Raw genomic sequence first — 24777 nt, 5'->3', positions numbered from 1 at the left:
GCGCCGGGGCGCTACAGTTATTAGCGATGCTCAACAAATCGGGACCGGCCGACCGGTACAAGTGGGTCGCACTGTCGAACACCACGATGGGCGTGCTGATCGTGACGATCAACATGTCGATCCTGCTGATCGCGCTGCCGGACATCTTCCGCGGCATCGGGATCGACCCGCTGGCGCCGGACAACATCGACTACCTGCTGTGGCTGATCATGGGGTACCTCGTCGTCACGGCGGTGCTGGTGGTCAGCTTCGGCCGGCTCGGCGACATGTACGGCCGTACCCGCATGTACAACCTGGGCTTCGCCGTCTTCACGGTGTTCTCGGTGCTGCTGGCCGCCACCTGGATGCAGGGCGACGCCGGCGCGGTCTGGCTGATCACGATGCGGGTGCTGCAGGGTGTCGGCGGGGCGCTGCTGCTCGCCAACTCGACCGCGATCCTCACCGACGCGTTCGGAGTCCACCAGCGCGGGCTCGCGCTCGGGATCAACTCCGTCGCGGCGATCGCCGGCTCGTTCCTCGGACTGGTCGTCGGCGGGGTGCTCGCCCCGGTGAACTGGCACCTGGTGTTCCTGGTGTCGGTCCCGGTCGGGGTGTTCGGCACGATCTGGGCCTACGCCCGGCTCCGCGACACCGGCGCCCGCCGCGCGGCGCGGATCGACTGGTGGGGCAACCTGACGTTCGCGGTCGGGCTCGTCGCCGTCCTGATGGGCATCACCTACGGCATCCAGCCCTACGGCGACGACGTCATGGGCTGGACCAGCCCGCTCGTCCTCGGCCTGATCCTCGGCGGGATCGCGGTGCTGGCGCTGTTCACCTGGATCGAGCGCCGGGTGCCCGAGCCGATGTTCCACGTCTCGCTGTTCTCGATCCGTGCGTTCACCGCGGGCAACATCGCGAGCCTGCTGGCCGCGCTCGGCCGCGGCGGGCTGCAGTTCATCCTGATCATCTGGCTGCAGGGCATCTGGCTGCCCGAGCACGGCTTCCCGTTCGAGACGACGCCACTGTGGGCGGGCATCTACATGGTCCCGCTGACGATCGGGTTCCTCGTCGCCGGACCGGTGTCGGGCATCCTGTCCGACCGCTACGGCGCCCGCGCCTTCGCCACGGTCGGGATGCTCGGTGCGGCCGCGACGTTCCTCGCGCTGCTGGCGCTGCCGGTGGACTTCGACTACCGGGCGTTCGCGCTGCTGCTGGCACTCAACGGCCTGGCGATGGGTCTGTTCAGCTCCCCGAACCGGGCGGCGATCATGAACTCGCTGCCCGCGCACCAGCGTGGTGCCGGGGCCGGCATGACCTCGACGTTCCAGAACGCGGCGACGGTGCTGTCGATCGGGGTGTTCTTCTCGCTGCTCATCGCGGGCCTGTCGACGACGCTGCCCACGTCGCTGCACGACGGGCTCGTGGCACAGGGCGTGCCGGAGCTCGCGGCGGACCGGGTCGCGGCGCTGCCGCCGGTCGGGATCCTGTTCGCGGCGCTGCTGGGCTACAACCCGATCGCGACGCTGCTCGGCCCGCAGGTCCTCGGCGCGCTGGCGCCCGCACAGTCGGCGTACCTGACCGGGCGGGGGTTCTTCCCGCAGCTGATCTCCGGCCCGTTCGCCGACGGGCTGACCTTCGCGCTCGGGTTCGCCGCCGTCGCCTGCCTGGTCGCCGCGGTGGCGAGCGCACTGCGCGGCGGGAAGTACCACCACGTCGACGGGCCCGTGGTGACCGACGGCGACGCGACCGACGGCGACGGAACCGGCGCGGCGCGGCCGGCGGCGACCCGCGGCTGAGGCCCGCCCGGCACACCGCGACCCCGGCCCGGCGGTGCCGGCGCCGGGGTGTCATGGCGCGGGGTCAGTCCGCGGCGACCTCGCTGCCGTCCTGGCTCCAGCGGGTGTGGAACTTGCCGTCGGCGTCGGTGCGCGCGTAGGTGTGCGCGCCGAAGTAGTCGCGCAGCCCCTGGATGAGGTTGGCCGGGCCGCGCTCGCGACGGTAGCCGTCGTAGTAGGACAGGCTGGAGGAGAACGCGGGGATCGCCACACCCTGCTCGGTCGCGGTCACCACGACCCGGCGCCACGCGTCCTGTGCGTTCGCGACGGCCTCGGTGAAGTACGGGACCATCAGCAGGTTGTCCAGGTCCGGGTGGGACTCGTAGGCCTCGGTGATCCGGTTGAGGAACTGGGCGCGGATGATGCAGCCGCCGCGCCAGATCCGGGCCATCGCGCCGAGGTCGAGGTCCCAGTCGTTGGCCTGCGAGGCGGCGCGCATCTGCGCGAAGCCCTGGGCGTAGGCGACGACCTTGGACGCGTAGAGCGCCTGGCGGATGTCCTCGACGAGCTCGTCGCGGTTCTTCCCCGAGCCCGGGGTCGGGCCGCCCAGAGTCGTCGAGGCCTCCCGGCGCTCGTCGCGCAGGTTGGACAGCGTGCGGGCGAACACGGCCTCGGTGATGCCGGTCAGCGGGACGCCGAGGTCGAGCGCGTCGATGGCCGTCCAGCGGCCGGTGCCCTTCTGCTCGGCCTGGTCGACGATCACGTCGACGAGCGGCTTCCCGGTCTTCTCATCGGTCTTGGCCAGCACGATGCCGGTGATCTCGATGAGGAAGGACTCGAGGTCGCCCGAGTTCCACTCCTCGAAGATCTTCCCGATCTCCGGCGCGGACAGCCCGGCGACGTGCGTGAGCAGGTCGTAGGCCTCGGCGATGAGCTGGATGTCGGCGTACTCGATGCCGTTGTGCACCATCTTCACGTAGTGCCCGGCGCCGCCGGGGCCGACGTGGGTGCAGCACGGGGTACCGTTGACGTTCGCGGCGATCGCGGTGAGGATCTCCTCGACCTCGCCGTAGGCCTCCTGCGGGCCGCCGGGCATGATGCTCGGCCCGTTGAGGGCGCCCTCCTCGCCGCCGGACACACCGATGCCCATGAAGCGCAGCCCGCGCTCCTCGCAGTACGCGGCACGGCGGTCGGTGTCGGGGAAGTGCGAGTTGCCGGCGTCGATGATGATGTCGCCGCTGTCGAGCAGCGGGGCCAGCTCGTCGATGACGGCGTCGACCGGCTTGCCCGCCTTCACCATGACGACGATCTTGCGCGGGGTCTCCAGCGCGTCGACGAACTCCTGCAGCGACTCGGTGCCGGTGAAGGCACCCTCGTCGCCGTAGTCCTTCATGAATTCGGTCGTCTTCGAGGTGGTGCGGTTGTGCACCGCCACCGGGAAGCCACGGCGGGCCATGTTGCGGGCGAGGTTCGCCCCCATCACCGCCAGCCCGGTGACCCCGATCCGGCTCTTCTCCGCCATCAGTGCTTCCTCCATGTCGTTCGGACGCCGCTGTACCCGACCCATCCTGGCCCGCGGCCCACGGCGGCGCAGCGAGGAGCGCGTGTCCCCTCGGTCACCCCGCGAGGAAGTCGGCGAGCAGCGCGCTCGCAGCCTCCGGCGCCTCCTCCGGGATCCAGTGCCCGCAGCCCTCGACGAGCTCGAAGCGGAAGTCGTCGACGTACGCCGAGGAGCCCCGCATCTGCCCCTCGGTGAGCGCGAGGTCGCCGTCGCTCCACACCCCCATCGTCGGCACCGTGATCCGCGGGGGCTGCGGGATCGTGGTGGGCACGAACGTCGCCGGGTCGATGTTGGCGCGGTACCAGTTCAGCGACGCCGTCAGGGCGCCCGGCCGGGACAGGTCGGCGAGCTGGCGGGCGGCCATCGGATGTCCCTCGGGCAGCGTCGCGTGCAGCCAGCCGCGCAGGAACTGCCAGTCGTCGGCCGGCATCACCTGCTCGGCGACGCCGGGGAACTGGAACCAGAGCATGTACCAGGACATCGCCTTCTGCCGGAACCCCGCGGTGGCGAACGCGGCCGGGTGTCCGACGGAGAACGCGGCGTAGCGGGTCACCCGCGGCGAGGCGAGGGTGAGGGCCCAGCCGAGGGAGGCGCCCCAGTCGTGCCCGGCGAGGGCGAACCGGTCGATGCCGAGCGCGTCCGCGACGCCGAAGACGTCGGCGGCCAGGGCCCGCATCCGGTAGTGCTCGACCTCGGCGGGCCGGTCGGAGTCCCCGAAGCCGCGCAGGTCCGGGACGACGACGCGGTACCCGGCCCCGGCGAGCGCGGCCGCCTGGTGGGTCCACAGGGCGGCCCGGTCCGGCCAGCCGTGCAGCAGCAGGACGGGGCTGCCGTCGCCGCCGGTGTCGTGCACGGACAGGGTGATCTCGGGCAGGGTCGTGCCGGGGACGGTGATCCGCTGCGGGGCCGGGAGCGTCATGGGCCGACCGTATCCCCGGTTCCCGCCCGCTGGGACGCCGCGCACGGCGGGGCCGCCGGTGGGGTGACACTGGCCCGATGGTCCGCCTCTCCCCCGACACGGACCGGGACGGCCGGGCCGTGCCGGTGGGCGTGACCGGCCTGGTCGGTGGCGTCGTCGGCGGGCTGATCGGCGGCGGCAGCGGAGTGCTGTTCGTGCCCGCGCTCGACCGGTTCACCGCGATGTCGCGGGCCCGGATCCACGGCTCGTCGACGATCGCGAACATCGGGGTCTGCGTCGCCGGTGCGGCCGCCTACGCGCTCGGCGGCGGGTCGCTGGACCTGCGGACCGGCGCCGGGCTGATCGTCGGTGGCACGGTCGGCGGGTGGATCGGCCCGAAGCTGCTGGCGCGCGCGTCGGAGACGCTGCTGCGGGTCCTGCTGGTGGCCGTGCTGGTGCTGACGGCGGCGAAGCTGCTCGTCGACGCGCTGGGCGTGCCGCTGCTCGGCGGGGCGGTGGTGCCGGCGTCGCTGGTCGCCGATCCCTGGTTCCTGTATCCGACGGCGACGGTGGTCGGCCTGGTCATCGGCGCCTGGGCGGGTGCGATGGGACTCGGCGGCGGGCTGCTCGCGGTGCCGGCGATGGTGCTGCTGTTCGGCACGGATCTGCACGTCGCGGCCGGGACATCGCTGCTGATGTTCATCCCGAACTCGATCGTCGGGACGGTCGTGCACCTGCGTCAGGGCACCGCGTCCGGGAAGTGGGGCACTGTACTGGCGGTGACCGCCGCGCCGGGCACGGTGGCGGGCGCGGTCCTCGGCCTGGCGCTCGACGCGGTCGTGCTGGGGCTGGTGTTCGGCACGTTCGCGACCGCGATGGCGGCGCGCGAGACCGTCGGACTGGTCCGCCGACGACGGAAATGAGTGCGCAGACGACCCGGAACGCGCTACCCTTCAGGGTGCGCTCAGAACACGAGAACGTGGACCAGCACCTTAAGTATAACACGGATGGCAAGACCCCGGCGACCTCCGCTTCCGCCTACGAGGCGGAGCTGACCCGCGAGACCCGGCACCTCCGCGGGCTGCACGCCCTGCTCGACGACGAGCTCGCCGCCGCGGGCGCGCAGGCCCGGGGCGCCGCCGCCGAGCGTGCCGGGGAGCAGCTCAGCGCCCGCTGGGAACGCGACGTGTCGGTGCACCGCGCCTCGGAGCGGGTGCGCACGCTCACCGCGGCCCGCGCGGGACTGTGCTTCGGGCGTCTCGACCACGTCGACGGGGCCGCCCCGACCCGGGTCGGCCGGATCGGGCTGACCGACCCGGCCGACGGCGAGAGCGCGCTGGTCGACTGGCGGGCGCCGGCCGCGCAGCCCTTCTACTGCGCCACCCCGGTCACCCCGCTCGGTGTGACCCGGCGCCGGCACTACACCGTCGCCGGCACCGCGCCGCACGAGCGGGTCGCCGGCTTCCACGACGACCTCCTCGACGGCGACGGGCCCGGCACCGGGACCGTGTCGGCGTCGGACCCCGCGCTCCTCGCCGCCCTCACCGCGCCGCGCGGGACCCGCATGCGCGACATCGTCACCACCATCCAGTCCGAGCAGGACGAGATCATCCGTCTGCCGCTGTCGGGCACCGTCGTGATCGAGGGCGGCCCCGGGACGGGCAAGACCGCCGTCGCGCTGCACCGGATCGCGTACCTGCTCTACACCCACCGCGACCGGCTCGCCCGCAGCGGCGTGCTCGTCGTCGGGCCGAGTGCGGGGTTCGTGCACTACGTCGGCGGGGTACTGCCCGCGCTCGGCGAGTCCGCGGTCGTGTTCACCACCCCCGGACGCCTCGCGCACGGCGTCGTGGCGGAGGCGACCGACCCGCCGGGGACGACCCGGCTCAAGGGCGACCTCGCGATGGTCGACGTGCTGCGCCGCGCCGTCGACGACCGCCAGGAGCTGCCCGGGGCACCGGTCGCGATCGAGATGGACGACGTCACCGTCGAGATCGGCACGGCGCCGGCCGCCGAGGCGCGCCGCCGGGCCCGTGCCACCGGGCAGCCGCACAACATCGCCCGCGCCACGTTCCGCGACACCCTCGGGCGGCTGCTCGTCGACCAGGGGCTGGAGCGGCTCGAGGTCGGTCTGGAGGACCCGCCGGAGCTCGCGGAGCTGCTGGCGGGGCTGGACATCCCGGAGATCGAGCCCGCCGGGGCGGCCGAGGTGTCGGCCGAGATGCGGGCCGAGCTGCGCGACGCGTTGCGCACCGACCCCCGGTTCCACGCGGCCGTCGAGCAGCTGTGGCCGGTACTGACCCCGCAGCGGGCCCTGGCCGAGCTGTACGCCGACCCGGACCGGCTGGCCGCCGCGGGTGCTCCGGAGTCGCTGCGGCGGGAACCGGGCACGCCGTGGACCGTGGCCGACGCGCCCCTGCTCGACGAGCTCGCCGAGCTACTCGGCCCGGTCCCCGACGGGACACCCGCCACGGCACCGGAGCCGGACAGCGCCTACGCCGCCGAGGTGCTGACCGTGCTGGAGTCCGCGGACCGGTCGCTCGCCGGGGAGGACCCGGACGAGCTGCGGCCCACCGACTTCGTGACCGCGGACATGCTCGCGCAGCGGCACGTCGCCGGGGTGCCGCTGACCGTGGCCGAGCGCGCGGCGTCGGACCGGGACTGGCGCTACGGGCACCTCGTCGTCGACGAGGCGCAGGAGCTGTCCGCGATGGACTGGCACGTGCTGCTGCGGCGCTGCCCGGCGCGGTCGATCACCGCGGTCGGCGACCTCGCCCAGCGCAGCGCCCCGGCCGGCGCCCGGGCCTGGGCCGACGTGCTCGCCCCGCACCTGGCCGGACGCTGGACGCACCGCACGCTGACGGTGAACTACCGGACGCCGTCGGAGATCATGGACGCCGCCGCGCGGGTGCTGGCGACCTACGCCCCGGACCGTCGCCCGCCGGAGTCGGTGCGCAGCACCGGTGAGCAGCCGTGGACGCGCACGGTCCCGGCCGGGGAGCTCGGCGCCGCGGTCCGCGCCGCCGTCGACGACGAGCGGGCCCGCACCGCCGACGGGACGGTCACCGTCATCGCCCCGCCCGGCACCGACCTGGGGGCCCCCGGCGTGCCGGTGCACACCCCGGTGTCGTCGAAGGGCCTGGAGTTCGACGCCGTCGTGATCGTCGACCCGGAGCGGATCCGGGCGGCCGACCCGGCGGACCTCTACGTCGCGATGACCCGCGCGACGCAGCGGCTCGGGCTCCTGGAGGTGACCGGCTAGAACGCCGGCCAGGGGATGGCCGGGCCGTAGCCGTCCGGGCCGGGGAAGCGCGGCTCGGCGAGCAGGTGGTCGATCCGGGAGCGCAGCGCCGCGACCTCGCGGCGGGTGACGTGCTCGCCGAGGACGTCGGCGAACTCGCCCGCCAGCCGGGCGCGCAGCTCCTTGAGGACGGCCGTGTGCTCCTCGCCGAGCTCGTCCCCGACCCAGCCCCACAGGACGGTGCGCAGCTTCGGCTCGGTGTGCAGGGTCAGGCCGTGGTCCACGCCGTAGACGTCGCCGTCCCCGGCGAGGATCACGTGCCCGCCCTTGCGGTCGGCGTTGTTGACGACGACGTCGAACAGCGCCATGTCCCGCAGCTGAGGGTGGTCGGCGTGGACCAGCACCACCGGGTCCCCCGCGCCGTCCCGGGCACGGAGCACCGGCAGCCAGCCGCCGGGGATCTCGTGCGGCTCGCACAGCTCGACCAGCGACTCGGTGGCGAGCTGGACGGTCTCCTCGGTGATGTCGCCGTCCAGCTCGTCGCCCGCGTCGTCGGCGGGTGGCTCGGACAGGGCGCCCTCGTCCCCCGAGGAGACCCAGGCCTGCACCATGCCGGTCCCGAACGGGGCCTGGTCGCGCAGCACCGTGGGCGGGACGACGTCGAGCCCGGAGATCTCGGAGACGAGGAAGGCACCGACCTCGCGCCCGGCGAGGGTGCCGTCCGGGAAGTCCCACAGCGGGCGCTCCCCCCGCACCGGCTTGTACACGCAGCGCAGCTCGACGCCGTCGAGGGAGACGGTGCCGAACAGGGTGGCGTTGGAGGCGTCGACCATCCGGCCCGTGATGTCCATGCGGCCGGTGCGCAGGACCTCGAACACGGCGGGGTCGCGCAGGTCGAGCGTCACTCCGTCCCGGCCACGGGGTTGCGGTCGTGGTAGCCGTTGAGGCGCACGCAGACGTGGCCCTCGGGGTCGAGCGGCTCGGCGCAGAGCGGGCACGGGGCACGGCCCGCGTCGACGACCTTCTCGGCGCGCTCGGCGAAGGCCTTGGCCGCCGTCGGGGACAGGAACACGCGCAGCGCGTCCGGGCCCTCCTCGGTGTCGTCGAGGACGACCGACTCGTCGATCTCCTCCTCGGTGACCGCGAGCAGCTCGACGACGATCGAGCTCGAGTCGGCGTCCCAGCCCAGGCCCATGGTCCCGACCCGGAACTCCTCCTCCAGCGGGACCGCGAGCGGGTCGCTGTCCGAGGACCCCGTGGCCACGGTCGCGCCGAGCAGGTTGTCCTCGCCGAAGCGCTTCGACACCTCGCCCAGCAGCGCCGTGATGCGTTCGGCCAGCACCGAGACCTGCTGTTTCTCCAGCAGCACACTGATCGTGCGGCTGCTCTCGATCGCCTGCAGGTAGAAGGCGCGATCGCCGGGCTCGCCGACGGTCCCGGCCACGAAGCGGTCGGGTCGGCGGAAGACGTGGATGACGCGTGCCATGACCCTTCCAGGGTAGGCGTATCCGGCTGCGGGGGCATCCCCGCGGTCACCTGTGGGTGCGTCCACCAGGGACGATGCGAGGTGGATCACCCCCCGCCTCACGCGTTCGTGGAACCCCCGACCACGGCGTCGGAGGCGTTCACCGGCTGTTCCTCGCCCTCGGCGGGCTTCGGCTTGGGGACCAGGCTCGCGACGTCGCCGGACTGCTCGTTCATCCGCGCGACGAACGGCCGCAGCTCGGTGTAGGTGACGACGCTCACCGAGCAGGTGTCGACGACGATCCGCTGGAAGTTGTCGAGGTGGCTGGCCAGCGCGTCGGCGAGGATCGCCTTGATCACGTCCCCGTGGCTGCAGGCCAGGACGATCGCGTCCTCGCCGTGCTCGGCCCGGACCCGGGCGACGTGGCGACGCACCGCCGCGACCGAGCGGGCCTGCATCCCGGCCAGGGACTCGCCGTCCGGGAAGGTCGCGGCCGACGGGTGCGCCTGGACGACCTTCCACAGGTCCTCCTTGAGCAGGTCGGTGATCTTCCGCCCGGTCCACGCGCCGTAGTCGACCTCGGCCAGGTCGTCCTCGACGACCGGCTCCAGCCCGCGGGCCGCCGCGAGCGGCGCGACGGTCTGGCGGCACCGCTCCAGCGGGGAGGTCACGACCGAGGCGATCGGCAGGGTCGCGAGCCGGTCGACGACGGCCGCCGCCTGCTCGCGGCCGCGGTCGTCGAGCTCCACGCCCGGGGTGCGCCCGGCCAGCACGCCCGCGGTGTTCGCGGTGGACCGGCCGTGCCGCAGCAGGATCAAGGTCGTCACGCCGACCGAGGCTACGGGAGTGACGGCGGTCAGTACGCGCTGACCGCGCCGAGCGACAGGGCGGCGAGCAGGGCGACACCCAGCGCGATCCGGTAGGCGACGAACACGTAGACGGTGTTGTTCTGCACGAACCGGAGCAGCCAGGCGATCACCGCGTAGCCGACGACGAACGCGACCACCACCGCCACGAGCATCTGCGCCCCGGACGGGCCGTCGCCGGCGAACACGTCGGGCAGCGTGAACAGGCCGGCCCCGAACACCGACGGGATCGCCAGCAGGAACGAGTACCGCACGATCGCGGGCCGGGTCAGCCCCAGGAACAGGCCGGCGGTGATCGTGCCACCGGACCGCGAGACGCCCGGGATCAGCGCCATGGCCTGGGCGAAGCCGAGCAGGATGCCGTCCTTGACGGTGATCCGTTCGACCGGCTTGACCTGCTTGCCGAAGCGCTCGGCCAGGCCGAGCAGGACACCGAACACGATCAGCGTGGTCGCGACCAGCCAGAGGTTCCGGGCGACGCCCTCGATCTGGTCCTTGAACAGCACCCCGAGCACCGCGATCGGGACCGACCCGATGATGACCAGCCAGGCCAGCCGGTAGTCGTCGGTGGCGCGGACCTCCGCGTCGCGGAACCCGCGCACCCAGGTGAGGAACAGGTGCCAGATGTCCTTGGCGAAGTAGACGATCACCGCGGCCTCGGTGCCGAGCTGGGAGACGGCGGTGAACGCCGCCCCCGGGTCCCCGCCGAAACCGACCGCCGAGACGATCCGCAGGTGCGCCGAGGAGGACACCGGGAGGAACTCGGTGAGCCCCTGGACGATCCCGAGGACGACGACCTCGAGCCAGCTCACGAACGGCTCCCGTCGCGGCCGCGGGCCGGGGCGCCCCGGTCCGGCGTCGTCCGGTCCTGGCGGCTCGGCTCCTGGATGATCACGGGCCGTCACCGTACTCGCCGAGACGGGGGTCACTCTGCGCGCCCTCACCGGTCCCGCGGGCCCGCGCGCCTAGGCTCGGCGACCGTGCAACGCAGACCGGTGGGCAGCAGCGGCCTCGAGGTGTCGCGGGTCGGCCTGGGCACCATGACCTGGGGCGAGGACACCTCCCCCGCCGATGCCGCGGACCAGCTGCGCGCGTTCGTCGACGTCGGCGGGACCCTCGTCGAGACCGCCGAGGACTACGGCGGCGGCGCCGCCCAGCAGGTGCTCGGCGGGCTGCTGCGGGGCACCGTGCGTCGCGACGACGTCGTCCTCGCCGGACGCGGCACGGCCGCCCCCGACGCGGGTGAACGGGCCTCGCGGACCGCGCTGCTGCGCTCACTGGACCGCACGCTGCGCCGGCTGGGCACCGGGCACCTGGACCTGTGGCAGTTCCCCGGCTGGGACCCCCGGGTGCCGCTGGACGAGACGCTGTCCGCGGTGCAGGTCGCCGTCTACTCCGGACGGGTGCGCTACGCCGGGCTGGTCGCCCCGGCCGGCTGGCAGCTGGCGACCGTCGCGGGTGGCGCCACCGCCGGGCCCGACCCGGCCGTCTGCCGTCCGGTGTCGGCGCAGGTGGAGTACTCGCTGCTCGCCCGGGAACCGGAGGCCGAGCTCCTGCCCGCCGCCCGGTACCACGGCCTCGGGCTGCTGGCCTGGGCTCCGCTGGGCCGGGGGGTGCTCACGGGCAAGTACACCGACGGCACCCCGGCGGACTCGCGGGGCGCGAGCGCGCTGCTGGCCTCGTACGTGGAGGCGCGCCGCACCGAGCACTCGGCGCGGATCGTCCAGTCGGTCCTCACCGCCGCCGACGGGCTCGGCACCTCACCGCTGTCGGTGGCGCTGACCTGGGTGCGGGACCGCCCGGGGGTGGCCTCGGCCGTCGTCGGGGCGCGGGATGCGGCCCAGCTGCGGGCCTCGCTCGCAGCCGAGGACCTCGTGCTGCCCGCCGAGATCCGCACCGCGCTCGACGACGTGAGCGACCCCGTCTGAGCCTCCCCCGCCGGCCCGGGTGCCCTTTACAGTGGGAATGCCCGACGCGACACCCACCGTTCACCCGGTGGGCACCGACGAGCACGGCACGACCGGGAGGCACGCATGACCGAGGGCGCTGGGAACGGGTCGGAGGACTCCGCCGCCGGGAATCGGGTGGCCGGGACTCGGGACGGCGACGGCTGGACCGACGACCGGTACGAGTACCGCCCGGTGCGCATCGAGGGGGACGTCTCCCGGCTGACGGCGTCGGTGCGGCTGGCGATCCAGGCCGAGTTCTCCGGCTGGGAGCTGTCCCGGCTGCGCCTCTACCCCGGCGGCGTGCGCAAGATCGTGCTGCGACGACGGCTCGGCGCCCAGCAGGGCCTGCTGCCCGAGCCCACCTTCTGACGGTCCCCGCCCGTCAGCCGCCGTAGGGCACCGTGATGAGCTCCAGGCGGTGCCCGGACGGGTCGTCGAAGTACACGCCCCGGCCGCCGTCGTGGGTGTTGATCTCGCCGGGACGGCTCCCGCCGGGGTCTGCCCAGTACTGCCGGCCGCGGGCGGTGATCCGGGCGAACGCGGCGTCGAACTCGTCGTCGGAGACCAGGAACGCGTAGTGCTGCGGGACGATCGTCGCCGGGTCGGCGTCCATGAAGTCCAGGTCGACGCCGTTGGCGACACGCACGACCCGGAACGGCCCGAACGACGTCGGCTCGGGCAGTCCCAGGATCTCGGCGAGGTACGCCGCCCCGGCGCGCTTGTCACGGGAGTGGACGATGGTGTGGTTCAGCTCGGCCATGCCCCCAGGATGTGACCTGCACCGCGGTTCAGGTCAAGACCCCTCTCAGGCGTCCTGCCAGCCGACCTCCGGCGGCGTGCCCGCCCCGCGCGGGCTGGGCACCCCCCGGAAGCCGTAGGGCGCGGGCTCGCGGCCGGGTTGCACGTACCAGCACTCCCCCGGCTCGCCCCGCTCCAGGATCTGCTCGACGGCCGCGGCGACGTCGTCGGCCCCCAGCAGCGGGAAGTCGCCGAACTGGGCGCGGACGTTGCCGATCAGCGGGGTGTCGGCGAACCCGGGGCACACGGCGGTGACCCGGATGCCCTCCCCCGCCAGCGCCGGGCCCGCGGCCCGGACGTAGCCGACGACGGCGTGCTTGGTCGCGGTGTAGAGCGCGTCGCCGGGCAGGCCGATCAGCCCGGCCAGCGACGCGGTCGCCACCACATGACCGCCCCCGGCGCGGCGCAGCGCCGGGACGGCGGCGTTGAGCCCGAACACCACGTGGTCGAGGTTCACGCCGAGGATGCGCCGGTAGCCGTCCAGGTCGAGGTCGGTGACGCCGGACTGGCCCGCCGTGATGCCGGCGTTGAGCAGCACGATGTCGAGCCGCCCGAAACGCTCCTCGGCCGCGGCCACCGCGGCGGCCATCGCCGCGGGGTCGGTGACGTCGGCCGCGTGGGCGAGCCCACCGGCCCTCTCCGCGACGGCCGCGGCGCCGTCGGCGTCCCGGTCGACGACCACGACCTGCGCACCTGCCGCCACCAGCCGGTCGACCGCGGCCGCGCCGATGCCCGACGCGCCTCCGGTGACCAGGGCGACCTTGCCCGAGAGATCCATGCCGCCACCCTTCCACCCGGCGGCCGGTGCCGTCACGGAGCGGGGTGCCGGGCCGGCCGGGCCCGGCGTCCCCGTCACACCGTGCGCAGGAAGCGGTCGAGCACCCGGGTGCCGAACCGCAGCGCGTCCACCGGCACCCGCTCGTCGATGCCGTGGAACAGCGACGCGAAGTCCAGCTCCGGGGGGAGCCGCAGCGGCGCGAAGCCGTAGCACTTCATGCCCAGCGTCGAGAACGCCTTCGCGTCGGTCCCCCCGGACAGCATGTACGGGACGATCTCGGCGGTCGGGTCCTCGGTGCGCAGCGCGGCCTGCATCGCGTCGGTCAGTGCACCCTCGAACGGCGTCTCGACGGCGGGCAGGTCGGTGACCCACTCGCGCTCGACGTCCGGGCCGAGCAGCTCGTCGACCTCGCGCAGGAACGCCTCCTCGCGGCCCGGCAGCACCCGGCAGTCCACGACCGCCTCGGCCGTCGACGGGATGACGTTGGCCTTGTACCCGGCGTCGAGCATCGTCGGGTTCGCGGTGTCCCGGACGGTCGCGCCGATGATCCGCGAGATCGGGCCGAGCTTGGCCAGTGCGCCCTCGAGGTCGTCCTCCGGGTACTCGACGCCGGTCAGCTCGGTCATCCGGTCCAGGAACGCCTGCACCGTGTCGGTGATCGTGAGCGGGAACGTGTGGTTCCCGAGCCGGGCGACGGCCTCGGCCAGGATGGTGACGGCGTTGTCGTCGTGCAGGAACGAGCCGTGGCCGGGCTTGCCCCTGGCCCGCAGCCGCATCCAGGCGATGCCCTTCTCCGCGGCCTCGATCAGGTACGCCCGCTGGTCCTCACCGAGGGTCAGCGAGAACCCGCCGACCTCTCCGACGGCCTCGGTGCACCCCTCGAAGAGATCGGGCCGGTGCTCGACCAGCCACTGCGCGCCCCACTTCCCGCCGGCCTCCTCGTCGGCGACGAAGGCCCACACGATGTCCCGCGGCGGGACGACGCCCTCACGCTTGAAGCGGCGGGCGACCGCCAGCATCATCGCGTCCATGTCCTTCATGTCGACGGCGCCGCGGCCCCAGACGTAGCCGTCCTGCACGGCCCCGGAGAACGGGTGCACCGACCACTCGCTCGCGTCCGCGGGGACGACGTCGAGGTGGCCGTGCATCAGCAGTGCACCGCGGGAGCGGTCGGCGCCCTCGAGCCGGGCGATCACGTTCATCCGCCCGGGCATACCGGACTCGACCAGCTCGACGTCGTAGCCGACCTCGCGCAGCTTGTCCGCGACGTAGTCGGCCGCCTCGGCCTCACCGACGAGGGTCTCCGGGTCGGCGGTGTTGGTCGTGTCGATCCGGATCAGCTCCGAACACAGCTGCACGACCTCGTCCTCGGCGCTGGTCGGGTCGTCGTTCGCTGAAGCGGTCATGGGCGTCGTTCTACCACCGGCGACGCGTGCCGACCCCGCCGCGACCCGGCCGCGGGCCTCGGCTATGCTTCCCCACGACGCGATCGAGAGATCGCGACGTCCGAGTGGCGGAATGGCAGACGCGCTAGCTTGAGGTGCTAGTCCCCGTATAAGGGGGTGGGGGTTCAAGTCCCCCCTCGGACACACATCCTCCGAAACCGGTCACGGTCCTCCGTGGCCGGTTTCGTGCGTTCCGGGCCCGTCGCCCACGTGTGAGGGAACGTCCCCGTGAACACCCGGGACGGGCACGGGCCCGCAGCCGGGTCAGCGCGGATCACGGACCCGGGTGCCGACGGCCAGCACCGCCCCCACCGCCGCGGCCCCGGCGAGCACCGCGAACAGCTGCGGGTAGCCCCCGAGCGGCCCGGCCAGCGCCGCCCCGGCCCACGGCGAGACCGCGACCGCCACCGGTCCGATACCGCTGTGGCCTGCAGCAGCGTCGTGATCCCGCGGGCCGCGCCGGTCAGCACCGCCGCGCCGACCAGCAGCCACGCCGGGCCGGGCAGCAGTCCCAGCAGCGCGGTCGACGCGGCCAGCGCCGCCAGGACGAGCACCGCCCGTGCCGGTGGGGCCAGCCGTCCCACGACGCGGGTGTAGAGGGCCCGCCCGGCGACCTGCCCGACCCCGCCGAGCCCGAGCGCCCAGGCCGCCGTCTGTACGTCGAGTCCCCGCTCGATGAGCAGCGGCACCTGGTTCACCGCGACCGCGAACCCGCAGAACGTGCCGAGGAACACCGCGGCCACGGTCAGCAGGAACGGGCGGCTGCGCGCGATCGCGCCCGGGTCGGCGTGCTCGGGCGGGGCGGGGGCCCCCGGCCACGGGCCGCGCAGCCCGAGCAGGTGCGCAGGGACCGTCACAACCAGCAGGACGGCGGCGAGCACCAGGTAGGTGCCGCGCCAGCCGAACCCGCCGAGCAGCGCCGCCGACAGCGGCGCGAACACCGTGCTGGCCAGGCCGCCGGCCAGGGTGAGCCCGGTCAGCGCGCGCACCCGGTCGCTTCCCCACCAGCGGGTCAGCGCCGCGAACGCGGGCGGGTACAGCGTCGCGGACTGCGCGAGCCCCGCGACCAGCCACGCGGCGAGGAACCACGGCCAGGACGGTGCGACGGCGATCCCGACGACGGCGGGCACCCCCAGCAGCGACCCGGCCGTCATCACCCAGCGCGGGCCCCACCGGTCCAACAGCCGTCCGACGACGATCCCGGCCGGCGCGGACACCCCGAGGCCCGCGGAGAACGCGCCGGTCACCGCGCTCACCGACCAGCCGGTGTCCGCCGAGATCGACGGGGCGAGCACCGGGAACGCGTAGTAGAGGACGCCCCAGCTGGTGATCTCGGTGAGGCACAGGACGAGCAGGACCCGGCGGCGGAACCCCGCGCCGGGCGCCGTCCGGACCTCGACCACCGTGCCACCTCGCAACGCCTGCTGCGGCGACCGTATCCCGAGGGTCGCTGGACCGCCCCGGGCCGCGTCGGCGACGATCGGACCGCAGGACCGACGCAGGACGACCCGGAAGGCGGCATCCGACGGTGCGACTCGACCCCACGACGGCGGCCGGCAGCGACTCCCCCATCGGTGCGGCCCTCGCGCTGGCCGGCGAGCGGGACCCGGCACGGAACGCGACGCACCCGTTGCTGGACCTGTCGCAGGCCGCGCCGCCGTACCCGCCGGCACCCGAGGTCGTCGAGCGCGTCGTCGAGGTCGCACGGGACCCCGGCCTGTCCGGCTACGCGCCGGTGCCGGGCATCCCGCCGCTGCGGCGGGCGATCGCCGACGAGCTGGCCCGCGAGCACGGCGGCGACCTCACCCCCGACGACGTCGTGGTCACCGCGGGCTGCAACCAGGCGTTCGCCGTGGTCGCCGACGCGCTCGCCGGTCCGGGCGACGAGGTGATCTCGCCGCTGCCCTACTACTTCAACCACGACATGTGGCTGCGGATGCGCGGCGTCACGCCGGTGTACCTGGAGCCCGACGCCGACCTGGTCCCGCGCGCCGCCGACGCCGAGGCGCTCCTCACCCCGCGCACCCGGGCGATCGTGCTGGTCACGCCGGGGAACCCGAGCGGGGTGACGGTCCCGCCCGAGGAGATCACCGCGTTCGCCGAGCTGGCCCGACGCCACGACATCGCGCTCGTCCTCGACGAGACCTACCGCTCGTTCCGCCCGGACACGACCGAGCCGTCGCACACGCTGTTCGCCGACCCGGCGTGGCGTTCGACCGTGGTCGGTCTGCACTCCTACTCCAAGGACCTGGCGATCCCGGCGTACCGGGTCGGGTCGGTCGTCGCCGGCCCGGAGCTGCGACGCCAGGTGCTCAAGCTGCTCGACTGCATCGCCATCTGCGCACCGCGGACCGGGCAGGAGGCCGCGGTGGCCGGGCTCACCCGCGCCGGGGTGTGGCGGGCCGACCGGGTCGCGGAGATCGCCCGGCGGCGGGAGTGGGTCGGTGCCGCACTCGCCGACCGCCCGGGCGGGTTCGAGGTCGCCGCGCTCGGCGGGTTCTTCGCCTGGGTGCGCCACCCGTTCCCGGACCGCCCGACCCTCGACGTCGTCCGGACGCTGCTGCTCGACCACGACACCCTGACCATCCCGGGCACCGCGTTCCTGCCCGACGACCGGCAGATGCTGCGGCTGTCGGTGGGGCGGGTGGACGAGGCGGGCGCGGCGCTGCTGGCCGAGCGGCTCACCGAGGCCGGGCGGCGGGCGGGGGTGGTCACCGGCTGACCCCGAGGCCCGGCGACGGAAGAGACCAGGACGTCCCGGTGTTCGCCGACCATGGACACCGGACTGCGCACCGGCACCGCGGCCGGCCGTTGGGTCATCACGGCCTGCGTGCTCGGCTCGGGCATGGCGATGCTCGACAACACCGTCGTCACGATCGCCCTGCCCCGCATCGCCGAGGACCTCGGCGCCGGATTCGCCGGTCTCCAGTGGACGGTCAACGGCTACACCCTGACCCTGGCCGGGCTGATCCTGCTCGGCGGCTCGCTGGGCGACCGGTTCGGCAGGCGGCGGATCTTCGTGACCGGGGCGGTCTGGTTCGCGCTGGCCTCACTGCTGTGCGGGCTGGCGCCGAGCGTCGAGGTGCTCGCCGCGGCCCGGGCCCTGCAGGGGGTGGGCGGGGCGTTGCTGACCCCGGGCAGCCTGGCACTGATCTCGGCGTCGTTCCACGGGGCGGACCGGGCGGCGGCCATCGGGGCCTGGTCCGGGCTCGGCGGGGTCGCGGGGGCGCTGGGCCCGTTCGTCGGCGGGACGCTCGTGGAGTGGTCGTGGCGGGCGGTGTTCCTGATCAACCTGCCGCTCGCGGCGGTCGTCGTCGCGGTGGCGGTGCGGCACGTGCCCGAGTCGCGTGACCCCGACGCCGCGCACCGGCTCGACGTCCCGGGCAGCGTGCTCGCGGTCGCCGGGCTGGCGTTGCTGACCTGGGCCGGGACGGCGGCCGGCGCCGGTGCATCGCCCGGACTGCAGGTGTGGGGCGCGGGCCTCGCCGGAGTGGCGGCACTCGTGGCGTTCGCACTGGTCGAACGGCGCAGCCGGTCCCCGCTGGTGCCACCGGAGCTGTTCACCGGCACCGGCGACGCCGGGGACGGGCGCCGGTTCACCGGCGCGAACGTCGTGACCGTCGCCGTCTATGCGGCGCTGGGGCTGCTGTTCGTGCTGCTCGCCGTGCAGCTGCAGATCGTGGCCGGGTTCTCCCCGTTGCTGGCGGGGACCGCGACCCTGCCGGTCACCGTGCTCATGCTGCTGCTGTCGGCCCGCGCCGGGCGGCTCGCGACGCGCACGGGCCCGGCACCGCTGGTCACCGGCGGGCTGCTGCTGGCCGCGGCCGGGATGCTGCTGGCGTCGCGGATCGGGCCCGGCGCGACCTGGCTCACCGACGTGCTCCCGGCGACGGCGCTGGTCGGGCTGGGGCTGTCCGCGGCCGTCGCGCCGCTGACCACGGCGGTGCTCGACGCGGCGGCGGACCGGCACGCGGGCGTCGCGTCGGGGGTCAACAACGCGATCGCGCGGGCCGCGGGCCTGCTCGCGGTCGCGGCCGTACCCGCGATCGCGGGGATCCGCGGGGACGCCCCCGCCGACCCGGCGTCGTTCGGGCCGGGGTTCACGAGCGCCATGTGGATCGGATCATCACTCCTCGTGATCGGTGCGGTACTTGCCGCCGCACTGTTACGGGGAGGGACCGAGACTCGCATCACACAGGCAACCGCTTAACCGTTCACACACGTATAACTCTGTGACAAGCGTTACTGCAAATGAGTGAGGCGTGAGTGATCAGTGCCGGGGACTCCACACTCATGCCCGGCGTCGCGCACCGCCCCTCACGGACCGTCACGAAGCCGCTGCTCGACGCGCTCGCCCTGGCGATCGAGGAGTTCGCCCTCGCCCCGTCCCGGGACCGGCCGATGGCGGTCGTCGGGCTCGTCCAGCGGTCGGAGTACCTCCGGCCGGCACTCGGCGTCTGGGACCGGCTCGCCGCCGTCTGCGGGGACGGCGCCGTCGTCGCCACCGTCGGCGACGCCCCCGACGGGTTCCCCGACGGCCTCGGGCACGTCCGTCTCACCGACGGCGAGGACGCGGCCCGCGAGTGGAGCGTCACCGTCCTGACGCCGCGGTCCGGGGCGACCGTCGTCGCCCACGACCTGGAGGCCGTCGACGGGGCGGCGCGCTCGCTGGAGCGGGGCAGGCTGTTCTCCGCCCGCTGGTCGTTCCGGCACGCCGACGCCCACTCCGAGCTGCTGCGGCTGCGTCACCAGCTCGGCGCGCGGCTCGGCTCGCGGCACACCGGCGGCCTCGACGAGGTGCTCTCCCGGGTCGTCCCCATCCCCGGCACGGCCACCGACCACCGTTACGACGCCGCCGCGGACGCCCTCGCCCGTGAGCTGTCGCTGGAACGCCGCCGCGCCGACGCCGCGCAGACCCGGCTCGACGAGCTCGAACCCGGCGCCGAGCGCGACCCGCGCAGCGGGCTGCCGACCCGGGCGTTCCTGGACCGCTGGCTCGACGGGTCCGCCCCGGGCACCCTGCCCCTGGGCCTGGTGCTGTTGCGGGTGCACGGGCTGGGGTCGATGACCCGGCGACACGGGTTCCGTGCCGAGACCGCGGTGCTCCGCGGGATCGCCCGGCTGCTCACCGGGCAGGTCGGGTCCGCCGGGCGGCCGGTGCGCGTCGGGCGCGAGGAATTCCTCCTCCTGCTGCCCGGCGCCGACGTCCGGTCCCTGGCCGCGGCCGCCCAGCGGCTCTGCGAGACCGTCGCCGGGCTGGCGGCGGTGTTCCCGTTCGTCCCGACGCCGTCGCACGCGGTGATCACCCGGACCCGGCACCGCCCACTTCCCCTCGAGGAGATGTGGGCGGCGCTCGACGACGCCGGGACCGGGGTCACGCTGCTGCGCGGCTGACCGCGCGGGCTCAGCCCCGGACGTCGGCCGCGATCAGCTCCGCGGTCCGGCAGGCCAGCGCGACCAGCGCCAGCGTCGGCCCGACCGCGCCGGCCGACGGGAACACCGCGCTGGAGGCGATGTGCACGTTCGGCGTGCCGTGCACCCGGCACTCCGGGTCCACGACGCCGGTGCGCGGCGACTCCGACATGCGCAGCAGCCCCATCTGGTGGGTGCCGTCGGTCATGTCCATGTCGTGCACGTGCTCCACGTCGGACAGGTCGACGTGGGCGAGCCCGGTCCGCTCCAGCTCCTTGCCGATCAGGGACAGCGACGTCACGATCGCCTCCCGGTCAGCGGCGGAGACCCGGTAGTCGACCCGCAGCCGGTGCTGGCCCAGCGCGTCGCGCTCGCGGTCGAGCGTGACCCGGTTCCCCGGGTCGGGGGTCTGCTCGGCGTCGAACCGCAGCCGGCAGTGCGCGGAGTCCAGCGGCATGAACGACGGCACCCGCCGCTCCCCGGTGATCCGCGGCCGGGCCCACCCACGGGCGAAGCGTGCCACCCGCAGCGGGTCGGCGGCGACGTTGCGCACGTGGTGGCCGATGTCGGTGGTGTGGCTGTACTGGGCGTGCGTCCCGGCGGCCTTGAACCCGGTGCGGAGCTTGCCCAGGCCCCAGTAGGTCAGCGCGAACGTCGACAGCAGCGCGTCGCCGTGCTCGGCGTCCTTCGGGTCGGCGAACCACAGCGCTGCCTTCAGGTTGCCCAGACGGTGGTCGGCCTGGACCTGCGGGGACAGCGAGAGCATCCGGCGGGCGTAGACGCCGTCGTCGGTGGGCAGGTAGCCCAGGCCCAGCGTGCGCCCGGCCGTGGTCAGCCGCAGCCGCCCGACCTCGCCCACCGGGTGGGTCATGTAGTGCCGCCCGACCTGGCCGTACTCGTCGCCGATCCCGGCTCCGGTCCCGGTGCCGCCGTAGCCGTCGGAGGCGAGCAGGATCCGGACCGACTCCAGGCCCCCCGCCGCGACGACGAAGTGCCGCGCCCGGATCCGGATGTCGCATCCCGGCCGCGGGACGACGACGGCCTCGGTCGCGGTGCCCGACACCGGGTCGCGCTCCAGACGGGCGACGGTGGCGTGCAGGAACAGCCGGATCCGCCCCGCCTTCGCCATGTTCTCCACGGTCGGTGCGAACGACGTCGGCGGGCTCCAGCGCCACAGGTCGTCCCAGCGCAGGGTGTCGCTGTGGATCCCGGCTGGGGCAGCCGGGAAGCCCGACTCCGGGGCCGAGTACTCGCAGGCGCCGGCGTCGAGGTGCCGCTGGGCGGCCGGGTACCAGGCGCGCAGCTCCTCGTGCCGGATCGGCCACGCGGCACCGGGCATCCACTCGCGGTCGGAGAAGTCGACGTCGTCGAGCGGGGCGCAGCGCCCGCCCCACACCAGGGAGGTGCCGCCGAGGCGTTTCTGCCGGACGGCGTCGACCGGGTCGTGCTTGCCCCGCCCGGTGATGCCCCGGTAGGTGTCGCGGGCGGTGCGGCTCAGACCCGGGCCGCCACCCTCCAGGACGACGACGCGCAGGCCGCGGTCGGCCAGCTCGGTCGCGGCCGCGGCCCCGGCCGGACCGCTGCCGATCACGCAGACCTCGGCCTCGAAGATGGAGCCGGGGAGCGCGCGCCGGGTGTCGATGAGCATGGAGGGCGGTTCCTTCCGAACGTGGTGCGGTACTGCCACCGATGGTGCCCCGGCTCGGCTGTGAGGACGCTGTGGCTGCTCCCGGCCTCCCGTCGCCGGGGGCGTGCCGACCCGCCCGGTACCGTCGTGTCCGGTTCACACGGTTCGCATCCGGAGGAGCACGGTATGGGACTCGCCGCCATGGCGACGACCGCACGGGGGATGGCCGCGACGGTCCGGGTCCTCGGGCGCGGGGAGCTGGGCCGCTTCACCGGCGGCGACCGCTCGGAGGTCGCACGGTTCGAGTCCGAGCTCGGCGGGTTCCTCGGGACCTCGCACGCACTGGCCGTCAACAGCGGGACCAGCGCCCTGGTCGCGGCACTCGTCGGCGCCGGGGTCGGCCCCGGCGACGAGGTGCTCGTCCCCGCCTACACCTGGGTGTCGACGGCCGCCGCGGCACTCGCCGTCGGCGCCGTGCCGGTCCTGGTCGAGGTCGACGCCTCGCTCACGATGGACCCGGCCGACCTCAAGGACCGGATCACCCCGCGCAGCCGGGCGGTGCTGCCGGTGCACATGCTCAACCATGTCGCCGACATGGACGCGATCATGGACGTCGCGGCCGCCCACGACCTCGTGGTGATCGAGGACGCCTGCCAGGCCATCGGCGTCACGTACCGGGGGCGCCCGGCCGGGTCGATCGGCCACGCCGGCGCCTTCAGCTTCAATCAGCACAAGAACATCCGCTCCGGCGAGGGCGGCGCCCTGGTCACCCGGGACCCGAAGCTGTTCGAGCGGGCGTCGATGTACCACGACGTCGGCAGCTACGAACGCGCCGGATTCGCCGGGGCCGACGCGGACCTGATCGTCGGGGTCAACCTGCGGATGCCCGAGCTGTCCGCGGCGGTGCTGCGTCCGCAGCTGGCCGGCCTGCGTGCGCAGCTCGCCCGGCGCGGGCGGCACCGCGACATCATGCTGTCGGCGCTGTCGGACCGGATCGGGCGCGACCTGGAGCCGGTGCCGCACCACGACCCGGCGCACGCCGCCGGGCTGGCGCTGGCCTTCCCGTCGGCCGAGGCGGCGGCGGAGTTCGGTGCCCGCCGCGGCGTGCACCGGCTCATCGACACCGGCCGGCACGTCTACACGAACTGGCGCTCGCTGCGGGCCCGCAACCCGCTGCACCCCGGGTTCGACCCGTACGCGGCCAACGGCACCGAGATCGACCACGGCCCCGGCGCCTGCCCGCGCACCCTGGAGATTCTGGCCCGGACCTGCGTGGTCGACCTCGCCCCCGAGCTGCCGACGCCGGCGTTCCGGCTGCTCGCCTCCCGCACCGCGGGCTGAGCCGCCCGGCGGGCCCGGCCCGGTCTCAGCCGGCCGGGGCCAGCACGGCCTGCACGTGGCCGTCGCGGGCGACGGTGCCGGTGACCGCGACCGGCACGTCGTGGGCGAACCCCGGCCCGCCGGTGACGAAGGTGTGGAACTCGCCGTTCTCCCCGCACGGGTCGACCCCCGGTGGCAGCGCGGCCAGGAACTCGGCGTCGAACACGGCCCCGGCGAGCCGCGCGGGGACCCGGCCCGGGTCGACGGCGACGACGACCGCCCGCAACCCGGCGTCGAGCATCCCGGCGGCCAGCGCACCGGTCGCCGCGCCCCACAGCGGGAACACCCCGGTGACCCCGGTGCCGACGAGGACCTCCTCGCGGAACGCACGGACGTCGGCCAGCGCCAGGTCGCCGTGCACCAGCCCGGTGACACCGGACGCGGCGGCCGGCGCGAGCGCGGCCCGCAGCCGGGCCCGGTACTCGCCGTCGGGGCACGACGGCGGCAACTCCACCCGGTGCAGCGGCAGGCCCAGCGCGTCGGCCTGGGCGGCGACGAGCGCGGCCCCCACGCCGTGCACCGCGATCTCCGCGCCACCGGGCCCTGCCGTGACGGTGCTGAGCAGCCCGGTCACCCGCGCTCCGGCCCGCCGCGCGGCGGCCAGCGCCGTCGCCGCGTCCTTGCCCCCGGACCAGCTGACCCACATGTCGGACACCCTGCGACGGTAGCGTCCGGACAGCACCGATCCGGTCACACACCGTGCTCCCACCGAGCGGACGGTGACCGGGTCGGGCTTCTGCCCCGCACGGCCGACGGCTACCGTGACCAGCGTGCCCGAACGCCACGACGACGCCACCGTGACGGCGTGGGCGTTGGCCGCGGGTGCCGGTGACACCGCCGCGCTCGCGGAGTTCGTGCGGGCGACCCAGGTCGACGTCCACCGCTTCCTCGTCCACCTCGCCGGCCGCGACGACGCCGAGGACCTCGCCCAGGAGACGTTCCTGCGGGCCCTGCGGTCGCTGCCCTCGTTCGCGGGCCGCTCCACCGCCCGCACCTGGCTGCTGTCGGTCGCCCGCCGGGTCGCCGTCGACGCGGTGCGCACCGCGGTCCGCCGGCCCCGCGTGCGGGACCTGGGCGAGGACACCCAGGAGGTGCTGGAGCGCGCGGCGCCTCGCACCGGCGCGCAGGAGGCCGTCCTGCTGCGGACGCTGGTCGACGCGCTGCCCGACGACCGTCGTGAGGCGTTCGTCCTGACCCAGGTCCTGGACCTGGGCTACGCCGAGGCCGCGCAGGTCTGCGGCTGCCCGGTCGGCACCATCCGGTCCCGGGTCGCCCGGGCACGCGAGGACCTGCTGCGCGCGCTCGGCGAGGACGGGACCGGGACCGCCGGGGCGGCCGCGCCCGGCGTCCGGCGCGCCGCCCGCCCCTGAGACCGCGCCGCACCCGACGCGTCCCACCGGGCCGCCGCCCCGACCACAGCGGCATCCGACCACAGCGGCATCCGGCCGCATACGCCCCCGGTCGCTGCACCCGACCGCCGCTGTACCCCGGGCCGTCGCGGCACCCGACCGCCGCCGCATCCGACCGCCGCGGCATCCGGGCCTCCGCGCCGCCCGACCACCGTGGTCCGACGGTCACGACGGGAGTGACCGGCGTCGCACCC

The 24777-nt window shown here is 74.6% G+C and carries 21 protein-coding genes, 1 tRNA gene and 1 pseudogene; 11 read left to right on the top strand and 12 right to left on the bottom strand.

The window, feature by feature from the left end; all coding sequences use genetic code 11:
* The first annotated feature begins 26 nt into the window (after window positions 1-26).
* Window positions 27-1775, top strand: coding sequence for an MFS transporter (locus ATL51_RS22835; RefSeq protein WP_301549140.1), 1749 nt, complete (start codon window positions 27-29; stop codon window positions 1773-1775).
* A 64-nt stretch (window positions 1776-1839) separates the two neighbouring features.
* Here the strand turns inward: ATL51_RS22835 and gndA are convergent, their stop codons facing one another.
* Both gndA and ATL51_RS22825 read right to left on the bottom strand, forming a co-directional pair.
* A complete protein-coding gene (gene gndA / locus ATL51_RS22830) occupies window positions 1840-3276 on the bottom strand; it encodes an NADP-dependent phosphogluconate dehydrogenase (protein WP_100880882.1) in 1437 nt (478 codons plus the stop codon).
* A gap of 94 nt (window positions 3277-3370) precedes the next feature.
* Window positions 3371-4234 carry an alpha/beta fold hydrolase gene (locus ATL51_RS22825; RefSeq protein WP_100879891.1) on the bottom strand — a complete coding sequence of 288 codons (864 nt, stop codon included), beginning with the start codon at window positions 4232-4234 and terminating at the stop codon, window positions 3371-3373.
* Between the two features lie 77 nt (window positions 4235-4311).
* On the opposite strand from ATL51_RS22825, the gene ATL51_RS22820 reads away from it, so the two are divergent.
* Together ATL51_RS22820 and ATL51_RS22815 are read left to right on the top strand one after the other, a co-directional pair.
* A complete protein-coding gene (locus tag ATL51_RS22820; RefSeq protein WP_100879890.1) occupies window positions 4312-5136 on the top strand; it encodes a sulfite exporter TauE/SafE family protein in 825 nt (274 codons plus the stop codon).
* A gap of 56 nt (window positions 5137-5192) precedes the next feature.
* Window positions 5193-7475: a UvrD-helicase domain-containing protein gene (locus ATL51_RS22815; protein WP_301549139.1), complete on the top strand. Its 2283-nt coding sequence runs from the start codon at window positions 5193-5195 to the stop codon at window positions 7473-7475.
* Here ATL51_RS22815 and ATL51_RS22810 read toward each other — a convergent pair.
* The 4 genes from ATL51_RS22810 to ATL51_RS22795 all read right to left on the bottom strand — a co-directional run bounded on the left by ATL51_RS22810 (window position 7472) and on the right by ATL51_RS22795 (window position 10597).
* On the bottom strand, window positions 7472-8305 hold the full coding sequence (locus tag ATL51_RS22810) for an SCO1664 family protein (protein WP_100880881.1): 834 nt from the start codon (window positions 8303-8305) through the stop codon (window positions 7472-7474). The two genes, ATL51_RS22815 and ATL51_RS22810, sit on opposite strands and share 4 nt — an antisense overlap.
* A gap of 50 nt (window positions 8306-8355) precedes the next feature.
* Entirely contained in the window at window positions 8356-8940 is a 585-nt protein-coding gene (locus tag ATL51_RS22805) for a DUF3090 domain-containing protein (protein WP_073575457.1), read from the bottom strand.
* A 98-nt stretch (window positions 8941-9038) separates the two neighbouring features.
* Complete coding sequence (locus ATL51_RS22800; RefSeq protein ID WP_100879888.1) at window positions 9039-9746, bottom strand: histidine phosphatase family protein; 708 nt, start codon at window positions 9744-9746, stop codon at window positions 9039-9041.
* Window positions 9747-9775: 29 nt separating this feature from the next.
* The gene (locus ATL51_RS22795; protein ID WP_100879887.1) at window positions 9776-10597 is read right to left on the bottom strand and encodes an undecaprenyl-diphosphate phosphatase; all 822 of its coding nucleotides are present in this window, start codon (window positions 10595-10597) and stop codon (window positions 9776-9778) included.
* Window positions 10598-10765: 168 nt separating this feature from the next.
* Here ATL51_RS22795 and ATL51_RS22790 point away from each other — a divergent pair, with 168 nt between their 5' ends.
* Together ATL51_RS22790 and ATL51_RS22785 are read left to right on the top strand one after the other, a co-directional pair.
* Window positions 10766-11713: an aldo/keto reductase gene (locus tag ATL51_RS22790; RefSeq protein ID WP_073575460.1), complete on the top strand. Its 948-nt coding sequence runs from the start codon at window positions 10766-10768 to the stop codon at window positions 11711-11713.
* A 105-nt stretch (window positions 11714-11818) separates the two neighbouring features.
* Window positions 11819-12103, top strand: a complete 285-nt coding sequence (locus ATL51_RS22785; RefSeq protein ID WP_062400830.1) for a DUF5703 family protein — start codon at window positions 11819-11821, stop codon at window positions 12101-12103.
* A gap of 13 nt (window positions 12104-12116) precedes the next feature.
* Here ATL51_RS22785 and ATL51_RS22780 read toward each other — a convergent pair whose 3' ends face one another.
* The 3 genes from ATL51_RS22780 to ATL51_RS22770 all read right to left on the bottom strand — a co-directional run bounded on the left by ATL51_RS22780 (window position 12117) and on the right by ATL51_RS22770 (window position 14716).
* Complete coding sequence (locus tag ATL51_RS22780; protein ID WP_073575461.1) at window positions 12117-12494, bottom strand: VOC family protein; 378 nt, start codon at window positions 12492-12494, stop codon at window positions 12117-12119.
* Window positions 12495-12539: 45 nt separating this feature from the next.
* On the bottom strand, window positions 12540-13310 hold the full coding sequence (locus tag ATL51_RS22775) for an SDR family oxidoreductase (RefSeq protein ID WP_100880880.1): 771 nt from the start codon (window positions 13308-13310) through the stop codon (window positions 12540-12542).
* A 74-nt stretch (window positions 13311-13384) separates the two neighbouring features.
* Window positions 13385-14716, bottom strand: a complete 1332-nt coding sequence (locus ATL51_RS22770; protein WP_100879886.1) for a M20/M25/M40 family metallo-hydrolase — start codon at window positions 14714-14716, stop codon at window positions 13385-13387.
* Between the two features lie 98 nt (window positions 14717-14814).
* On the opposite strand from ATL51_RS22770, the gene ATL51_RS22765 reads away from it, so the two are divergent.
* Window positions 14815-14899, top strand: a tRNA-Leu gene (locus tag ATL51_RS22765).
* 120 nt (window positions 14900-15019) lie between these two features.
* On the opposite strand, the pseudogene ATL51_RS22760 reads toward ATL51_RS22765, so the two are convergent.
* Window positions 15020-16158, bottom strand: a pseudogene (locus tag ATL51_RS22760) (MFS transporter).
* A 125-nt stretch (window positions 16159-16283) separates the two neighbouring features.
* Here ATL51_RS22760 and ATL51_RS22755 point away from each other — a divergent pair.
* Genes ATL51_RS22755 through ATL51_RS22745 form a run of 3 tightly spaced genes read left to right on the top strand, consistent with a single transcriptional unit; the run spans window position 16284 to window position 20149 of the window.
* Window positions 16284-17477: an aminotransferase gene (locus ATL51_RS22755; RefSeq protein WP_100879885.1), complete on the top strand. Its 1194-nt coding sequence runs from the start codon at window positions 16284-16286 to the stop codon at window positions 17475-17477.
* 51 nt (window positions 17478-17528) lie between these two features.
* Entirely contained in the window at window positions 17529-18965 is a 1437-nt protein-coding gene (locus tag ATL51_RS22750) for an MFS transporter (protein ID WP_100879884.1), read from the top strand.
* A 56-nt stretch (window positions 18966-19021) separates the two neighbouring features.
* Window positions 19022-20149, top strand: coding sequence for a sensor domain-containing diguanylate cyclase (locus ATL51_RS22745; RefSeq protein WP_157818491.1), 1128 nt, complete (start codon window positions 19022-19024; stop codon window positions 20147-20149).
* A 10-nt stretch (window positions 20150-20159) separates the two neighbouring features.
* Here the strand turns inward: ATL51_RS22745 and ATL51_RS22740 are convergent, their stop codons facing one another.
* The gene (locus tag ATL51_RS22740; RefSeq protein WP_100879882.1) at window positions 20160-21815 is read right to left on the bottom strand and encodes an FAD-dependent oxidoreductase; all 1656 of its coding nucleotides are present in this window, start codon (window positions 21813-21815) and stop codon (window positions 20160-20162) included.
* A gap of 165 nt (window positions 21816-21980) precedes the next feature.
* Here ATL51_RS22740 and ATL51_RS22735 point away from each other — a divergent pair, with 165 nt between their 5' ends.
* Window positions 21981-23135, top strand: coding sequence for a DegT/DnrJ/EryC1/StrS family aminotransferase (locus ATL51_RS22735; protein ID WP_301549137.1), 1155 nt, complete (start codon window positions 21981-21983; stop codon window positions 23133-23135).
* A gap of 25 nt (window positions 23136-23160) precedes the next feature.
* Here ATL51_RS22735 and ATL51_RS22730 read toward each other — a convergent pair whose 3' ends face one another.
* Window positions 23161-23820, bottom strand: a complete 660-nt coding sequence (locus ATL51_RS22730; RefSeq protein ID WP_073575527.1) for a Dph6-related ATP pyrophosphatase — start codon at window positions 23818-23820, stop codon at window positions 23161-23163.
* Between the two features lie 124 nt (window positions 23821-23944).
* Between ATL51_RS22730 and ATL51_RS22725 the strand changes: the two genes are divergently transcribed.
* Entirely contained in the window at window positions 23945-24544 is a 600-nt protein-coding gene (locus ATL51_RS22725; RefSeq protein WP_100880878.1) for a sigma-70 family RNA polymerase sigma factor, read from the top strand.
* Window positions 24545-24777: the final 233 nt, after the last annotated feature.

Origin of the sequence: Pseudonocardia alni (assembly GCF_002813375.1) — a bacterium.
Lineage (GTDB): Bacteria > Actinomycetota > Actinomycetes > Mycobacteriales > Pseudonocardiaceae > Pseudonocardia > Pseudonocardia alni.
Note: the sequence above shows the minus strand (reverse complement) of the source record. Positions and strands in the feature narration are given on the sequence as shown.

Coding starts and splice junctions, on each gene's coding strand:
- ATL51_RS22835 (WP_301549140.1), top strand. CDS start 27: ATGCTCAACAAATCGGGACCGGCCGACCGGTACAAGTGGGTCGCACTG.
- gndA (WP_100880882.1), bottom strand. CDS start 3,276: ATGGCGGAGAAGAGCCGGATCGGGGTCACCGGGCTGGCGGTGATGGGG.
- ATL51_RS22825 (WP_100879891.1), bottom strand. CDS start 4,234: ATGACGCTCCCGGCCCCGCAGCGGATCACCGTCCCCGGCACGACCCTG.
- ATL51_RS22820 (WP_100879890.1), top strand. CDS start 4,312: ATGGTCCGCCTCTCCCCCGACACGGACCGGGACGGCCGGGCCGTGCCG.
- ATL51_RS22810 (WP_100880881.1), bottom strand. CDS start 8,305: ATGGACATCACGGGCCGGATGGTCGACGCCTCCAACGCCACCCTGTTC.
- ATL51_RS22805 (WP_073575457.1), bottom strand. CDS start 8,940: ATGGCACGCGTCATCCACGTCTTCCGCCGACCCGACCGCTTCGTGGCC.
- ATL51_RS22785 (WP_062400830.1), top strand. CDS start 11,819: ATGACCGAGGGCGCTGGGAACGGGTCGGAGGACTCCGCCGCCGGGAAT.
- ATL51_RS22780 (WP_073575461.1), bottom strand. CDS start 12,494: ATGGCCGAGCTGAACCACACCATCGTCCACTCCCGTGACAAGCGCGCC.
- ATL51_RS22775 (WP_100880880.1), bottom strand. CDS start 13,310: ATGGATCTCTCGGGCAAGGTCGCCCTGGTCACCGGAGGCGCGTCGGGC.
- ATL51_RS22770 (WP_100879886.1), bottom strand. CDS start 14,716: ATGACCGCTTCAGCGAACGACGACCCGACCAGCGCCGAGGACGAGGTC.
- ATL51_RS22750 (WP_100879884.1), top strand. CDS start 17,529: ATGGACACCGGACTGCGCACCGGCACCGCGGCCGGCCGTTGGGTCATC.
- ATL51_RS22740 (WP_100879882.1), bottom strand. CDS start 21,815: ATGCTCATCGACACCCGGCGCGCGCTCCCCGGCTCCATCTTCGAGGCC.
- ATL51_RS22735 (WP_301549137.1), top strand. CDS start 21,981: ATGGGACTCGCCGCCATGGCGACGACCGCACGGGGGATGGCCGCGACG.
- ATL51_RS22730 (WP_073575527.1), bottom strand. CDS start 23,820: ATGTGGGTCAGCTGGTCCGGGGGCAAGGACGCGGCGACGGCGCTGGCC.